Origin of the sequence: Eudoraea chungangensis, assembly GCF_029360665.1 — a bacterium.
Classification (GTDB): Bacteria; Bacteroidota; Bacteroidia; order Flavobacteriales; family Flavobacteriaceae; genus Eudoraea; species Eudoraea chungangensis.
Genome location: NZ_JARDUB010000001.1, coordinates 301,263 through 314,764, shown reverse-complemented (window position 1 = coordinate 314,764; position 13,502 = coordinate 301,263). Strand labels below are relative to the sequence as shown.

Sequence of the window (13,502 nt, the reverse complement as noted above, 5' to 3'; positions counted from 1 at the left end):
TAAATGAATAAAACCGGATTTATATTCGATTTGGATGGGGTAATAGTTGATACCGCTAAATATCACTACTTGGCTTGGAAGAACTTGGCAGAAGAATTAGGAATCGAATTTACGGAGGAGGACAACGAAAAATTTAAGGGAGTAAGTAGAAGAAGATGTTTGGAAATCTTACTCGAAATGGGAGGTATTACGGTATCCGATGAGCAGTTTGAATCTTGGTTGCAAGAGAAAAACGAAGACTATCTGCGCTATATTAGTAAAATGGATGAGACAGAAATACTTCCAAATGTCCAAAGAGTACTGGAGTATTTAAAAGAACGGGATATTCCCATGGCTTTAGGTTCTGCGAGTAAAAATGCGATTCCTATTTTGGAGAAAGTGTCATTATTGCCTTATTTTAAGGCAGTTGTAGACGGCAATGCGGTTACTAAAGCCAAACCTGATCCAGAAGTATTTTTAATTGCAGCTGAAGAATTAGGCGTAAATCCAAGTCATTGTGTGGTTTTCGAAGATGCTGTCGCTGGGATAGAAGCCGCCAATTCTGCGAAAATGCTGAGTATTGGCATAGGAAACTCCGAAGTATTATCGCAGGCTGCCTATAGTTTTGAGGACTTTACTGAAATGGATATAGAGTTTTTAGACAAACTAGTGGATACCTTAGAGGAAAGAATAAAGTAGTTACGTACACCTAAATAGAGATTATGAATAAAGAATACATAACACCAAACGAATGGTCCATTATTGAAGAGGGCTTTGATACAGATAACGTAAAATCTTCAGAGAGTTTATTTAGTATCGGAAATGGGGCCATGGGGCAAAGAGCTAATTTTGAAGAGGACTACAGTGGACCTACTTTTCAGGGAAGCTATATCGCAGGGGTATATTATCCGGATAAAACAAGGGTTGGATGGTGGAAGAATGGTTATCCGGAATATTTTGCCAAGGTACTTAATGCACCAAGTTGGATAGGTATCGGAGTAACTATTAATGGTGAAACTTTAGATTTAAATAATTGCAAAGCAGTAAATGATTTTAGGAGAGAATTAAATATGAAAGAGGGATGGTATAAAAGGAGCTTTACCGCCACTCTGCAAAATGGAATGTCAGTTGCCGTTAGTTCATTGCGATTTCTCTCTTTAAATCATGATGAGATTGGCGCGATAAAATATACTGTTAGTCCAATTGATGTTGAAGCTGACATTGTTTTCACCCCTTATTTAGATAATGGCATTACTAATGAAGATAGTAATTGGGACGATAAGTTTTGGGAAGTGACTAATGTACGCTCAAACAATAACCAGGCGTTTATTGAGGCACATACTTTAAAGACAATTTTTAAAGTATGTACTTTTATGCAGTCAGAGCTGGTATTTCAAAATGAAAATATAAACATCCCAACGAAAGAAGAGGTAAAGGAACTTAGTGTAGGGCAAACTTATTCGCAAACGGTTCCAGCCGGTGAGACCGTATCTTTAATTAAATATGGGGGCTATTGTGTTTCCAGAAATCATAAGGGAGCCGATTTATCTAAAGTAGCCAAAAGTATCCTTAAAGAAGTAAGTGCGATTGGATTTGATAAACTTCTTGAAACTCAAAAGAAAGCCTGGAACGAGATTTGGGAAATGAGTGATATACAAATTGAAGGGGATGTTAAAGCGCAGCAAGGTATTCGTTTCAATATTTTTCATTTAAACCAAACCTATTTAGGAACAGATTCTACTTTAAATATTGGTCCAAAAGGATTTACGGGCGAGAAATATGGAGGTAGTACCTATTGGGATACTGAGGCGTATTGTATTCCTTTTTATATGGCTACAAAGGATCAAACGGTTGCTAGGAATCTGTTACAATACAGATATAATCATTTGGAAAAAGCCATTGAGAATGCCGAAAAATTAGGGTTTGAAAATGGTGCTGCTCTTTACCCAATGGTTACAATGAACGGAGAGGAATGTCATAACGAGTGGGAAATTACCTTCGAGGAAATTCATAGAAATGGGGCTATTGCTTTCGCTATTTACAACTATTACAGATATACAGGCGATTATACGTATATCCCAGAAATGGGTCTAGAAGTATTAATTGGTATTGCGAGGTTTTGGGAGCAACGGGCAACCTTTTCCAAAGCAAAGGGGCAGTACGTGATACTAGGCGTTACAGGGCCTAATGAGTACGAGAATAATGTTAATAACAATTGGTATACAAATTATTTGGCTAAATGGTGCCTAAATTTTGCTTTAGAACAGCTAGAAAAGGTTAAAGAAGGCTATAGAGAAGATTATGAAAGAATAATAGGCCATACCTCACTAAGCAAGTCCGAAACGGAGGCCTGGCAGGAAGTTGCCAGTAACCTTTATTTTCCATATTCAGAAGAGCTGGGTATTTTCTTACAACAGGATGGATTCCTGGATAAAGAGTTAATTACCGTGGAGGATTTAGATCCCAAACAACGACCTATCAATCAGAAGTGGAGTTGGGATAGAATATTGCGTTCTCCTTATATTAAACAGGCGGATACTTTGCAGGGTTTTTATTTGTTTGAAGAACAGTTTAGCCTAGAGGACTTAGAGAAACATTTTGACTTCTATGAGCCTTTTACGGTACACGAATCCTCTTTGTCTCCCTGTGTTCACAGTATACAAGCGGCTAAACTAGGAAGAATGGAACAGGCGTATCGTTTCTATTTACGTACTTCTAGACTAGACCTCGATGATTATAATAAAGAGGTGGAAGAGGGACTGCACATAACTTCTATGGCCGGTACATGGATGAGTATTGTTGAAGGATTTGGAGGAATGCGAATGAGAGATGACAAGCTTTCATTTAACCCGAGAATTCCAAACCAGTGGAAGTCTTATTCTTTTAAAGTAAATTTTAGAAATAGAATTATCAAGATTAGCATCTCTGCCAAGGAAAGTCGTTTTGAATATCAGGGAACTTCGGATATGACCATTAGAGTTAAGGGAAAAAGGGTATTGCTTAAACCTTCAGACGAGACGATAATTAAGAACTAGTTAGTTTAATCCTATAAGAATGCCATAATCTATGAAATTTGGTCTTCGTATAAGGAAAAATCGCGCTTGCAAAATGGCTAAAGGCAGGCTATTTGTTTTCTTGTTTTTAATAATGAAGTTTTCATTTTCACAGATTGAAAAGATTGAACCGCCCAATTGGTGGGTAGGCATGAAACACTCTTCTATTGAACTTATGGTCTATGGAAAAGACATAGGCACTTATGTCCCCACTATTAATTATCCGGGGGTTCAACTTAAACACTTTGATAAGGGTGATAGTCCTAATTATCTTTTTCTAGAAATAGAAATAAACTCAGAAGCCAAGGCTGGAGATTTCGATATAGAATTCTCTGCGGTAAAAGGAGGCTCTAGTTTTAAAAAAGCATATCCTTTATTAGAAAGAGTAGATTCTTCCAACAATTTTATCGGCTTTAATAGTTCTGATGTTATTTATTTAATTACTCCAGATCGTTTTGCCAATGGAAATTCTGCCATTGATAGTATTGAAGGTCTTAGGGAAACCGGGGTAGACCGAAAAAATAACTACGCAAGACATGGTGGGGATATTGAAGGTATGAGACAGCATCTAGAGTACATAAAGGAGATGGGTTTTACGGCAATCTGGCCTACACCTTTATTGATCAATGATATGAAAGAGCAATCATATCACGGCTATGCTATAACGGATTTTTATAAAGTTGATCCGCGATTCGGAAGTCTAAAAGACTATATTCTTCTTGCCAAAGAGACCAGAAGCAGAGGCATGAAACTTATCATGGATCAGGTTGTAAATCATTGTGGCTTGGATCATTGGTGGATGCAAGATTTGCCGTTTAAGGACTGGGTGAATTTTCAGAACGATTTTGAGGCAGGTAAACAGGTTCCGGTAACGAACCACAGAAGAACAATTAACCAGGATATATATGCCTCAAAGGCCGATAGAGATTTGATGAATGACGGATGGTTTGTGCCTTCAATGCCCGATTTAAATCAGAATAATCCTCATTTGGCAAACTACCTAATTCAAAATAGTCTGTGGTGGATTGAAAGCCTGCATTTGGGAGGAATCAGGCAAGACACCTATCCTTATCCGGAAAAAGATTTTATGTCGAAATGGGCCCATTCTATCATGGAGGAATATCCCAATTTTAATATAGTGGGGGAGGAATGGAGCTATAATCCCTTATTGGTTGCTTATTGGCAAGACGGAAGTGTAAATCACGACGGTTATCAGTCTGGCCTTAAAACAACTATGGACTTCCCTTTACAAAAACAATTAATTGCCAGTCTTAAAGAAGAGGAGGCTTGGAATTCTGGTTTAATTAAATTGTATGAAGGCCTGGCAAATGATTTTGCATATTACGATCCGTTTTCTATGATGCTATTTGGGGACAATCATGATATGGATAGAATTTATACCCAATTAGAGGAAGATTTGTCTAAGCTTAAAATGGCTTTGTCTTTTATATTAATAGCACCTCGTATTCCACAAATTTATTATGGAACAGAAGTGCTGCTTGAAAATCGCAACAAACCCGGAGACCATGGGTTAATACGCACTGATTTTCCTGGGGGTTGGAAGGAAGATGCCATAAACGCATTTTCTGGAAAGGGCCTTTCAGCTGAACAGAAAGATATACAGGCATTTCTTAAAAAATTATTGGTTTTCAGAGGAAATAGCACGGCAATTCATCGGGGTGAAACGGTTCATTTTTCCCCAGAAAATGGTATATATGTTCTTTTTAGAGTAGATGAAAACGAAGTAGTAATGTTAGTATTAAATAAAAATGAAAAAGCCATCGACTTAGACTTGGGTCGATTTAGCGAGATAAAACTTGCCGGAAAGACCTTCGTTGATCTTCAGAAAAATAAAGAAATCATTTTGGAGAACAGTATGCGAATTGAAACAAAAGGATGTTTAATTTTATACAGCAAGAAGAATTAGGATGCAGAAAGCGATTGGAATGATATTAATCGGCATACTATTCCTGCAAACTTGTCGGCCGGAAAAGGCAAAGACAAATATGATTACTATGAAAGAACACAAAAAAGAACATAAAAAAGTAATATATCAGGTATTTACCCGCTTATTTGGCAATACCAATACAACCAATAAACCATGGGGCACAATAGAAGAAAACGGCGTTGGGAAATTTTCTGATTTTACCGAGGTGGCACTTTCCGAAATTAGAGATTTGGGGGTTACCCATATATGGTACACTGGAATACCGCATCATGCCTTAGTTACAGATTATACAAAATACGGTATAAGTAATGACGATCCCGATGTTGTAAAAGGCAGGGCGGGTTCTCCGTATGCCGTAAAAGACTATTATAACGTGAATCCTGATTTGGCGGACGATCCGTTTAAAAGACTTGAAGAGTTTGTGGCCTTAATAGATAGAACTCATGCGGCCAACTTAAAAGTAATTATCGATATAGTCCCAAATCATGTGGCACGAAAATATGAAGGCCTGTCAACTCCTTCCGGAGCGGAATCCTTTGGGCTAAATGATGATAGTAGTTTGGAGTATTCAAGGGATAACAATTACTATTATATTCCAAATCAGGCATTTCAGGTGCCAGACTGGCAAGATGGATATCTTCCACTGGGAGGTGGAGAACACCCTTTGGCAGATGGGAAGTTTCAAGAGAACCCTGCCAAATGGACTGGGAATGGCTCTAGAAAGGCACACCCCCATTTTAATGACTGGTATGAAACAGTAAAAATAAACTATGGAGTTCGTCCGGATGGAAGTTATGATTTTGACCAGCTTCCAGACGGATTTGCCGAAGAGGATATTGATAAACATTACGACTATTGGAAAGGTAAGAGCGTCCCCTCATCTTGGATAAAATTTAGAGATATTGCCTTGTATTGGCTTGCCTTAGGGGTAGATGGCTTTAGGTTTGATATGGCAGAAATGGTCCCTGTAGAGTTCTGGAGCTATTTAAATTCGCATATAAAAATGCAGAAACCCGACGCGATACTCTTGGCAGAAGTTTACAACCCCAGCCTTTATAGAGAATACATCCATAAAGGGAAAATGGATTATCTATACGACAAGGTAGAATTTTACGATAGTCTTAAACATATTATGCAGGGCCATGGTTGGACAGATCATATGCCTATCGTTCAAAAAGGTTTAATGGACATTGAGCATCATATGCTACACTTCCTCGAGAACCATGATGAACAGCGTATTGCCAGTCCTGATTTCGCCGGGAATGCGAAGAAAGGGAAACCGGCTATGGTGGTTTCTGCGACAATTAGTACTTCTCCAACAATGATTTATTTCGGTCAGGAGGTTGGCGAGCCAGCCAGTGAAAACCCTGGTTTTGGCGGTGCTACAAGGACTTCTATCTTTGACTATGTGGGTGTGCCAAGCCACCAGAAATGGGTAAATAATAAGAAGTTCGACGGAGGCCAACTTACAGAAGAAGAGAAATCCTTGCGAAGTTTTTACAAGAGACTATTAACTTTCACTATTACAAGCGAGGCTTTAATGGGGCAATATGCCGACATTCATTACTACAACAGAGAGCAAACGGAAGAGTATAATCACAAACTTCTATCCTTTGTAAGATGGAGTGCAAAGGAGAGAATTATAGTTCTTTCCAATTTTGATGATAGCCTTACCTATTCCTTTACTTTAAAGATACCGGAATCCATAATTAGCACATGGGACTTAAGGGATGGTCAACACAGACTAAAAGAAGTCTTTACATCAGATTCAGATTACTTACTTGATGTGCGTGATGGAAAAGGTTATATTGCTGTGAAGGTTTCTCCTTTAGACTCATACATTTTTAAATTATGAGAACTTATGTTCGCAGGACAAATCCAGATCGTTTTATAAATAATATATTGAGAACATGATTTTATTTGATAAACTAATACTATGGGGTTTTTTCTATGGATTAGGAATTTTAACTGTTTCAATGCAAGATAGTATGCTGATTATAGGACATAGAGGGGCTATGGGTCACGAGACAGAAAACAGTCTCGCTTCTATTCAAAAGGCTTTGGATATGCAAGTAGATATGATAGAAATTGATGTTTTCCAAATTGCCAGTGGAGAAATTGTGGTTTTTCATGACGATAGAATAGATAGACTTACAGACAGTAAGGGAAGTTTGGAGAGTTTAAATCTGGAGGGGGTTAAGTCACTTACCCTGGAAGGGAATCATAAAATTCCACTTTTGACCGAGGTGTTAGACCTTGTAAATCATAAAGTAAGATTAAACATTGAATTAAAAGGAGCTAATACAGCCAATAAGGTTAGTGCAATTCTGGAAAAGTATATGGAGGAATATGGCTGGAAATTAGATGACTTTGTAATTTCTAGTTTTAATTGGGAAGAGCTTCAATTAATGCGTCAGGCCAATGCCCATATTGCGATAGCAGTACTTACAGATAAAAATCCTTTGGATGCCGTTTCCACGGCAAAAGCCCTAAGTGCAATAGCCATAAACCCATACTATAAAACCTTGAAAAAAAGAATGGTTAAAAATATTCAGGAGCTTGGATTTAAGGTGTATACCTATACCGTAAATGAACCAGAGGAAATTGAAAAAATGCGGAGCTTTGGTGTAGATGGCATATTTACAAATTTTCCGGAAAGAGCAAAATAATGTACGATGTTATAGTTGTTGGTGGTGGTGCAGCTGGATATTTTTGCGCCATAAATATTGGGGAGTTTAATCCAAGTCTAAAAATTGCGATCTTAGAAAAAAGCAGTAAGACCCTCGCCAAAGTAAAAGTATCAGGAGGGGGTAGATGCAATGTCGCCCATGCGGCTTATGAACCTTCCTTATTGGTTAAACATTATCCACGGGGTAAAAAAGAACTTCTCGGACCTTTCTATAACTTTTCTACGAACAACACCATTGATTTTTTTGAGCGTCGGAATGTTTCTTTAAAAACAGAAGATGATGGTAGAATATTTCCAGTTTCAAACTCTTCCCAAACCATAATTGATTGTTTTGAAAAGGAAGTTAAGTCTAAAGGCATACTTCTTTTCAAAGAGACAACAGTAGTTGAAATTGTAAATAATTACAAGGGGGAAGATAAAATAGATCCTGGATGGACCTTAGAAACGAATAAGGGAGATTTTTACTGTAGTAACTTGGTGGTTTGTACGGGAAGTAGCCCAAAAACTTGGAAGACTATAGAGAGCTTGGGACATACTATAGTGCCACCTGTTCCGTCTTTGTTTACTTTTAATATTAAAGATAAGTTAATTGAGGACATCCCAGGACTAAGCACTATCGCAGAAGTGAAATTACAGATAAATTTTTTTAAAGGCAGTAGGCAAAAGAGCAGAGGCAATAGTTTTATTTCTTCGGGACCTCTCTTGATTACGCATTGGGGCTTAAGTGGCCCGGCCATTCTTAAATTATCAGCATGGGCTGCAAGAGAATTAAACGAATGCGATTATAAATTTAAAATAGTAGTTAACTGGTTGCCAGATCTAAGTATAAATGAATTGTATGTTAGCCTCAACGATCTCCGCACCAGAGAATCCAAAAAGACGATTTATAAAACAAAAGCCTTTGGTCTCCCATCTAGATTGTGGATGAAATTAGTTAAAAGTGCTGGTCTTAGTTCAGAAGAAAAGTGGGCAGAAATTTCCAAGCTTAAATTAGAGAAGCTTTCTAAACAGCTATCGGCAACAGAATTTAGCGTTAATGGAAAAAGTACTTTTAAAGAAGAATTCGTAACGGCAGGTGGCGTAGAGCTAAAGGAGGTAGACTTTAAAAACTTTGAAAGTAAGATACACCCCTCTCTTTACTTTGCCGGAGAAGTGCTAAATATAGATGCTATTACTGGAGGATTTAATTTTCAAAACGCTTGGACAGGGGGGTATATTGCTGCCAAAGCAATAGCCAATACCTACCTAAACTAAGCTTAGGCAGGAAAAATCAAAAACAATACAGCGGCAAAAACTCCTCCCAATAGCGGGCCTGTTATAGGAATCCATGCGTAAGACCAATTGCTAGAACCTTTATTTGGTATTGGAAGGATGGCATGAATAATTCTTGGGCCAAGATCTCGTGCCGGATTGATGGCATAGCCCGTAACACCTCCTAGAGACAGACCTATACCCCATACTACCAGGGCTACCGGAAGAGCACCCAAGGAGCCAAGACCAATTTTTGAATCCGATTCTAGGATAGAAGCATCGGTGAAGAATAGAACAGCGTATACCAGAACAAAGGCCCCAAAAAACTCCCCCATTAAATTAGACAAAGGCTTGTTTATGGCAGGACTCGTAGCAAAAACACCAAAAATAGATTCCTTTTCCATCGTAATTTTAAAATGTTCTTTATATACCATCCACACGGCAAAAGCCCCCATGCAAGCACCTATTAATTGGGCCAAAATATAGCTTGGAACTAATTGCCATGAAAAAACACCTGCCGATGCTAAGCCAACAGTAACAGCCGGATTCAAATGCGCTCCACTTGCCGGTGCGGCAACTACAACACCAACAAAGACAGCAAAAGCCCAGCCAGTGGAAATAACCATCCAGCTACTTCCACTTGCGTAGGTTTGCTTTAAAGAGACATTTGCGTTAACGCCGCAGCCGAGTAATATCAATAAAAATGTGCCTATAATTTCTGCATTAAATGCTGTCATTGTTCTCTAAATTAGTCAGATTTTGACCAGTGTTCTAAGGCATCAATAGCCCTATACCAGCCCTTAATCTGAGATTTTATTTCAGTTCTATCTTGTTTGGGGATATAGCTGACATCTGTTTCCCAAATATCCTGGATTTCTTCAAGGTCTTGCCAGTAGCCTATGGCTAATCCGGCTAAAAAAGCTGCACCCATTACCGTAGTCTCTACAATTTTTGGTTTTACTGTTGTGGTATTTAAAACGTCGGCCTGAAATTGCATGAGGAGGTTGTTCACTGTTGCACCGCCATCAACCCGCAGTTCTTTAATGGAAATTCCAGAATCTGCTTCCATAGCTTTTAAAATATCCATGGTTTGGAATGCAATGGCATCTAATGCAGCTCTGGCAATATGAGCATCGGTACTTCCTCTGGTAAGACCAAACATTGTCCCCTGAGCGTGTTGATTCCAATGTGGCGCTCCAAGGCCCGCAAATGCAGGTACAAAATAGACCCCATCGGAATCCTCTACCATAGAAGCCAGTTTTTCAACTTCGTCTGAAGAGTTAATAATTTTCAGGCCGTCTCTCAGCCATTGAACTACTGCTCCCGCAATAAAAATGCTACCCTCCAGGGCATATTCGGTCTTGCCATTAATCTGCCAGGCAATGGAAGTAAGCAAGTTATTCTTCGAAACAATTGGTCGATCTCCAATGTTCATTAGCATAAAACAGCCAGTTCCATAGGTGTTTTTAACCATACCTGCCCTAGTACACATTTGCCCGAAAAGTGCAGCTTGTTGATCTCCGGCAATCCCGGCAATTGGAATTTTCGCTGCAAAAAGACTATTATGAGTATGTCCATATATTTCACTAGACTGTTTAACCTGAGGTAGCATCGATTTCGGAATCGTAAAAAGATCTAGCAATTCTTCATCCCAATCCAAAGTGTTTATGTTAAAAAGCAGGGTTCTGCAGGCATTGGTAACATCGGTTATATGTAAATCTCCTTTGGTCATATTCCAAATCAACCAAGAATCTATTGTTCCCATCACCAAATCTCCGGCATTTGCTTTCGCCCGTGCTCCTTCTACATTGTCTAAAATCCATTTTACTTTTGTTCCTGAAAAATAGGCATCAATTACAAGTCCGGTTTTTTGTCTAATCCATTCAGATTTCCCTTTATTTTTAAGCTCATCACAAAAGTCTGCGGTTCTTTTATCTTGCCAAACAATGGCGTTATAAATTGGTTTTCCTGTAAACCTATCCCATACCACCACCGTTTCTCTCTGATTAGTAATACCAATACCGGCAATATTTTCTGAGGATAGACTTTTTTTTACAACGGCCTCAGTAGCCATTGTTAGTTGAGTTGTCCATATCTCAGTGGCATCGTGCTCTACCCATCCAGGTTTGGGAAAGAATTGCGTAAATTCTTTTTGGGCAGATGAAATAATATTACCACTCTTGTCAAAAATAACAGCGCGACAACTAGTAGTTCCTTGATCTAAGGCTAGAATAAAGGTTTCCATAGCAAAATAGTACTTGGATTTTTTAGTTTTTAGAAAGTTACTAAATGTACTTTATTTATTTAATACTTCATAATTTCTTACTTTAGGAAAGTATTCATAAATAATATGCCTAAGTATTTAGCTTTGTTGAGAGGGATTAATGTGAGCGGTCATAACCTCATTCGTATGCAGGCGCTGCGAGAATTTTTCGTAGCGTTAAATTTTACAGAGGTACAGACATATATTCAAAGTGGAAATATTGTTTTTAGTTCTAAGAAGAAAAACCATAAGGAATTAGAGGGAATACTTGAAAAGGAGTTTCAAAAATATTTTGGATATGCTGTTCCAATTTTGGTTCTTAATGAAGAAGAAGTTAAAAAGGCCATTAACACTACCCCATTTCAGGACGGGCTTCAAGAATCCCAAAGTAAGATTTACTACATTTTTTTAAAAGAAGAGGTAATACCAGAAAAAAAGTCTCAATTAGAGCAATCTGCCTACGAATTCGAAAGATTTAAACTGTATAAGAACTATGTTTATTTAGAGTGTTTTAAAGGCATGGGCAAAGCTAAATTTAATACGAGCAGAATTGAAAAAATACTGGATGTTTCGGCTACCGCAAGAAACCAAAGAACTATGATGAAGCTCTATGAACTGTTAAAAGTTTAATTTAATTCCCAAATTTTATAATTGAGAATAGTGGCAAAACAGACCCAGATAAAGTAAGGGATTAATAAATAGGCGGCCGTTTTACTTACTACATTAAACCATTTTATAGTTAACAAAATCAAAGCCAATAATACCAAGATTATTAACAAGGCAATAAAGGGGTTTTTTAATCCGAAAAAAACAATACTCCAAAGGGCATTAACTAATAATTGAAAGCCAAAATTATAGAGTGCCGTTTTAACCCATACATGATAGAATCCTTTGGCCCAAACTAGTCCGGCTGCAACTCCCATCAAAACATATAATATTGTCCAGACTGGTCCAAAGAGCCAATTAGGAGGGGTGAAGCTAGGTTTGTTTAACTCCAGGTACCAATCATTTACGGAGGACTGTGTTGCAAATCCGGATAAAAAACCAATAGCCAAACAAATGGTTACAGAGATGGCTATATATGTTAGTGTTTTTTTCAATAGTCTGTGCTGAAGTTGTCTAAAATAGTAATTTATTTTAATAGAGGCCATGGCAAAGTAGGTAAAAACTATCTTTGCAGAAATTATTAGAAATATGACCGAATCTGACTTTGTCTTACCGTCGTATGCTTTTTCAGCCGATGCGGGAAAAACTCAGTGGAGTGCTCCCAGTAATATTGCTCTCGTAAAATACTGGGGTAAGTACCCTTCACAAATACCAGCAAATGCCTCTGTCAGTTTTACTCTAAATAACTGTAAATCAGAGACTACTCTCACATATATTAAAAAAAGTAAAGCGGATAAAGACTTAAGAATCAAGGTTTTTTTTGAAGGAGAGCTAAAGGATTCTTTCCTTCCAAAAGTTGAAACTTTTTTTTTAAGAATTGAACCTTATTTGCCTTTTGTGCGGGATTATAATTTTGAAATAAATACTTCCAATACATTCCCTCACAGTAGTGGAATTGCTTCATCAGCTAGTGGCATGGCCGCATTGGCTTTATGTCTAATGGAAATGGAAAGACGGTTTAATAAATCTATGACAGATGAATTTTTCTATCGAAAAGCTTCTTTCCTCGCTCGTTTAGGTTCTGGTAGTGCTTGCAGAAGTATAAAAGGGAGCCTCGTAGAATGGGGAATTCAAAAGTCTATCCCAAATAGTTCTAATTTGTATGGTATTGAATACCCTTTTGAGGTACACAAGGTTTTTAAAAACTACCAAGACACCATTCTCTTGGTCCACAAAGGGGTTAAAACTGTTAGCAGTTCTGTTGGACATAATTTGATGAATGATCATCCCTATGCAAAACAGCGCTTTGAACAGGCACAGGCTAATCTAAGTAAATTAAAACCGGTTTTTGCAAGCGGTGATTTAAAGAAATTTATAGAAATTGTAGAGAGTGAAGCCCTCAATCTCCACGCGATGATGATGAGTAGTTTACCTTATTTTGTTTTAATGAAACCAAATACGTTAGAAATTATTGAAAGGGTTTGGGAACATAGGCAAAAGAGTGGAAGCCATCTATGTTTCACCTTAGATGCAGGAGCCAATGTTCATTTGTTATATCCAGAGGAAGAGAAGGAAATTATTAAGGATTTCATTGAAAAAGAACTCGTTGCGTATTGCGAAAATGGACACTATATTTGCGACCATGTTGGTAGTGGCGCTAAAAAAATGTGATTTAAAGACATATATAAGACTAATTGGCGTTATATTAGAGAA

The 13,502-nt window shown here is 37.9% G+C and carries 11 protein-coding genes; 8 read left to right on the top strand and 3 right to left on the bottom strand.

Annotated elements, in window-relative coordinates:
• The first annotated feature begins 3 nt into the window (after positions 1-3).
• The 6 genes from pgmB to PXG98_RS01355 all read left to right on the top strand — a co-directional run bounded on the left by pgmB (position 4) and on the right by PXG98_RS01355 (position 8,923).
• Positions 4-678 carry a beta-phosphoglucomutase gene (gene pgmB / locus PXG98_RS01380; RefSeq protein ID WP_276388603.1) on the top strand — a complete coding sequence of 225 codons (675 nt, stop codon included), beginning with the start codon at positions 4-6 and terminating at the stop codon, positions 676-678.
• Between the two features lie 23 nt (positions 679-701).
• Positions 702-3,014: a glycoside hydrolase family 65 protein gene (locus PXG98_RS01375; RefSeq protein WP_276388601.1), complete on the top strand. Its 2,313-nt coding sequence runs from the start codon at positions 702-704 to the stop codon at positions 3,012-3,014.
• A 112-nt stretch (positions 3,015-3,126) separates the two neighbouring features.
• Entirely contained in the window at positions 3,127-4,959 is a 1,833-nt protein-coding gene (locus PXG98_RS01370; RefSeq protein ID WP_276388599.1) for a glycoside hydrolase family 13 protein, read from the top strand.
• 79 nt (positions 4,960-5,038) lie between these two features.
• Entirely contained in the window at positions 5,039-6,835 is a 1,797-nt protein-coding gene (locus tag PXG98_RS01365) for an alpha-amylase family protein (protein WP_420909543.1), read from the top strand.
• Positions 6,836-6,890: 55 nt separating this feature from the next.
• Complete coding sequence (locus PXG98_RS01360; protein WP_276388595.1) at positions 6,891-7,649, top strand: glycerophosphodiester phosphodiesterase; 759 nt, start codon at positions 6,891-6,893, stop codon at positions 7,647-7,649.
• Positions 7,649-8,923, top strand: coding sequence for a BaiN/RdsA family NAD(P)/FAD-dependent oxidoreductase (locus PXG98_RS01355; protein WP_276388593.1), 1,275 nt, complete (start codon positions 7,649-7,651; stop codon positions 8,921-8,923). Before PXG98_RS01360 ends, PXG98_RS01355 begins: the two co-directional genes overlap by 1 nt.
• Positions 8,924-8,925: 2 nt before the next feature.
• On the opposite strand, the gene PXG98_RS01350 is transcribed toward PXG98_RS01355, so the two are convergent.
• Both PXG98_RS01350 and glpK read right to left on the bottom strand, forming a co-directional pair.
• Positions 8,926-9,657, bottom strand: coding sequence for an MIP/aquaporin family protein (locus tag PXG98_RS01350; protein WP_276388591.1), 732 nt, complete (start codon positions 9,655-9,657; stop codon positions 8,926-8,928).
• An 11-nt stretch (positions 9,658-9,668) separates the two neighbouring features.
• Positions 9,669-11,165 carry a glycerol kinase GlpK gene (glpK, locus tag PXG98_RS01345; protein ID WP_276388589.1) on the bottom strand — a complete coding sequence of 499 codons (1,497 nt, stop codon included), beginning with the start codon at positions 11,163-11,165 and terminating at the stop codon, positions 9,669-9,671.
• Between the two features lie 105 nt (positions 11,166-11,270).
• On the opposite strand from glpK, the gene PXG98_RS01340 reads away from it, so the two are divergent.
• Complete coding sequence (locus PXG98_RS01340) at positions 11,271-11,813, top strand: DUF1697 domain-containing protein (protein ID WP_276388587.1); 543 nt, start codon at positions 11,271-11,273, stop codon at positions 11,811-11,813.
• On the opposite strand, the gene PXG98_RS01335 is transcribed toward PXG98_RS01340, so the two are convergent.
• A complete protein-coding gene (locus tag PXG98_RS01335) occupies positions 11,810-12,334 on the bottom strand; it encodes a TspO/MBR family protein (RefSeq protein WP_276388584.1) in 525 nt (174 codons plus the stop codon). The genes PXG98_RS01340 and PXG98_RS01335 overlap by 4 nt on opposite strands.
• A 43-nt stretch (positions 12,335-12,377) precedes the next feature.
• Between PXG98_RS01335 and PXG98_RS01330 the strand changes: the two genes are divergently transcribed.
• Positions 12,378-13,460 carry a diphosphomevalonate decarboxylase gene (locus PXG98_RS01330; protein WP_276388583.1) on the top strand — a complete coding sequence of 361 codons (1,083 nt, stop codon included), beginning with the start codon at positions 12,378-12,380 and terminating at the stop codon, positions 13,458-13,460.
• The last annotated feature ends 42 nt before the right edge of the window (positions 13,461-13,502 follow it).

Bases quoted from the DNA above. Each gene is read 5' to 3' on its own strand.
- PXG98_RS01370 (WP_276388599.1), top strand. From the start codon at position 3,127: ATGAAGTTTTCATTTTCACAGATTGAAAAGATTGAACCGCCCAATTGG.
- PXG98_RS01330 (WP_276388583.1), top strand. From the start codon at position 12,378: ATGACCGAATCTGACTTTGTCTTACCGTCGTATGCTTTTTCAGCCGAT.
- glpK (WP_276388589.1), bottom strand. From the start codon at position 11,165: ATGGAAACCTTTATTCTAGCCTTAGATCAAGGAACTACTAGTTGTCGC.
- PXG98_RS01350 (WP_276388591.1), bottom strand. From the start codon at position 9,657: ATGACAGCATTTAATGCAGAAATTATAGGCACATTTTTATTGATATTA.
- PXG98_RS01365 (WP_420909543.1), top strand. From the start codon at position 5,039: ATGATTACTATGAAAGAACACAAAAAAGAACATAAAAAAGTAATATAT.
- PXG98_RS01360 (WP_276388595.1), top strand. From the start codon at position 6,891: ATGATTTTATTTGATAAACTAATACTATGGGGTTTTTTCTATGGATTA.
- PXG98_RS01340 (WP_276388587.1), top strand. From the start codon at position 11,271: ATGCCTAAGTATTTAGCTTTGTTGAGAGGGATTAATGTGAGCGGTCAT.
- PXG98_RS01335 (WP_276388584.1), bottom strand. From the start codon at position 12,334: ATGGCCTCTATTAAAATAAATTACTATTTTAGACAACTTCAGCACAGA.
- PXG98_RS01375 (WP_276388601.1), top strand. From the start codon at position 702: ATGAATAAAGAATACATAACACCAAACGAATGGTCCATTATTGAAGAG.
- pgmB (WP_276388603.1), top strand. From the start codon at position 4: ATGAATAAAACCGGATTTATATTCGATTTGGATGGGGTAATAGTTGAT.
- PXG98_RS01355 (WP_276388593.1), top strand. From the start codon at position 7,649: ATGTACGATGTTATAGTTGTTGGTGGTGGTGCAGCTGGATATTTTTGC.